At 63.4% G+C, this 1,461-nt stretch carries 4 protein-coding genes; all 4 read right to left on the bottom strand.

Annotated elements, in window-relative coordinates; genetic code table 11:
* The coding region (locus U1700_RS14485) for a 50S ribosomal protein L6 (protein WP_332753398.1) at window positions 1–283 on the bottom strand (283 nt) is incomplete at its 3' end.
* Window positions 283–678 carry a 30S ribosomal protein S8 gene (gene rpsH, locus U1700_RS14480; RefSeq protein WP_042491163.1) on the bottom strand — a complete coding sequence of 132 codons (396 nt, stop codon included), beginning with the start codon at window positions 676–678 and terminating at the stop codon, window positions 283–285. The genes rpsH and U1700_RS14485, both read right to left, overlap by 1 nt.
* Window positions 679–690: 12 nt before the next feature.
* Entirely contained in the window at window positions 691–996 is a 306-nt protein-coding gene (gene rpsN, locus U1700_RS14475; RefSeq protein WP_042491166.1) for a 30S ribosomal protein S14, read from the bottom strand.
* A 57-nt stretch (window positions 997–1,053) separates the two neighbouring features.
* On the bottom strand, window positions 1,054–1,461 hold a 408-nt coding region (rplE, locus tag U1700_RS14470; RefSeq protein WP_332753397.1), incomplete at its 5' end, for a 50S ribosomal protein L5.

The following is a 1,461-nucleotide window of genomic DNA, read 5'->3' as shown; positions in this document are numbered from 1 at the left end:
GGTAGCCGACGCCGGTGATGACCAGCTTCTTCGAGAAGCCTGCGGTCACGCCGGTGACGAGGTTCTGCACCATGGTGCGCTGCATGCCCCAGAACGCGCGAGCGCGCTTCGTGGCGTTGGCGGGCTGCACCGCGATGGCGTCCGCCTGGACGTCATAGGTGATCTCGTCGGCGAGCGGCATGGAGAGGGTGCCTTTGGGACCCTTCACGCTCAGCACCTTGTCGGCGATGGTCGCGGTGACGCCGGCCGGAACCGGGACCGCCTTCTTACCGATGCGGCTCATCAGAACACCTCCGCCAGGACTTCGCCACCGACATTCTGCTCACGCGCTTCGGCGTCCGACAGAACGCCACGCGGCGTCGACACGATGGTGATGCCCAGGCCGTTGCGAACGCGGGGAAGGTCCTGCGCGCCCGAATAGATACGGCGGCCGGGCTTCGACACGCGCGCGACATGCTTGATCGCGGGCTGGCCTTCGAAATACTTCAGCTCGATGCGGATGCCGGCCGCGGGGCCCATCTGCTCTTCGCTGTAGCCACGGATATAGCCCTCGCGCTGAAGCACGTCGAGCACGCGGACGCGCAGCTTCGACGCAGGCGTCAGGACGGAGTCCTTGCGCGCGCGCTGGCCGTTGCGGATGCGGGTGAGCAAGTCACCCAGGGGATCGGTCACTGCCATCTCAAATGGTCCTTACCAGCTCGACTTGGTGACGCCGGGGATCTGGCCCTTGTTGGCCAGTTCACGCAGCATGACGCGAGCGAGACGGAACTTGCGGTAATACGCACGCGGGCGACCGGTGATCTCGCAACGGTTGCGGATACGGGTCGGATTGCCGTTGCGGGGGATCTCGGCCATCTTGAGGCGCGCGATCAGACGCTCGGTTTCATCGAGGCTCTGGTCGTTCGCGATCGCCTTCAGCTTCGCGTACTTGCCCGCATACTTCTTGACGAGAGCGCGACGCTTCTCGTTCTTATTAATCGAACTCAGTTTCGCCATGGACTTAAGCTCTTTCTGTAAGGACCCCCTCCCCGGCGTGGAGAGGGGGCAGTCCGGTTACGCCGCCTTCTTCTCGTCGGCAGCGTCTTCCTTGGGGAACGGGAAGCCGAAGAGACGCAGCAGCTCGCGCGCTTCGTCGTCGGTCTTCGCCGAGGTGGTCACGATCACATCCATGCCGCGCACCTTGTCGATGCGGTCATAGTTGATTTCGGGGAAGATGATCTGTTCCTTGATGCCGCAGGCATAGTTGCCGCGACCGTCGAAGGACTTCGGATTCAGGCCGCGGAAGTCGCGAACGCGCGGCAGCGCGATCGTGATGAAGCGGTCGAGGAATTCGTACATGCGCTCGCGACGCAGCGTGACCTTCACACCGATCGGCATGCCTTCACGCAGCTTGAACTGCGCGATCGACTTCTTGGCCTTGGTGATGACGGGCTTCTGACCCGCGATCAGCTCCATCTCCGA

The organism is Sphingomonas sp. RB1R13 (assembly GCF_036663775.1).
GTDB lineage: Bacteria > Pseudomonadota > Alphaproteobacteria > Sphingomonadales > Sphingomonadaceae > Sphingomicrobium.
The sequence above is the reverse complement of the archived record's forward strand: the minus strand, read 5'-3'. Positions and strand labels throughout refer to the sequence as shown.

Excerpts from the sequence above, each read along its gene's own strand:
- rpsH (WP_042491163.1), bottom strand. The coding sequence starts at position 678 with ATGGCAGTGACCGATCCCCTGGGTGACTTGCTCACCCGCATCCGCAAC.
- rpsN (WP_042491166.1), bottom strand. The coding sequence starts at position 996 with ATGGCGAAACTGAGTTCGATTAATAAGAACGAGAAGCGTCGCGCTCTC.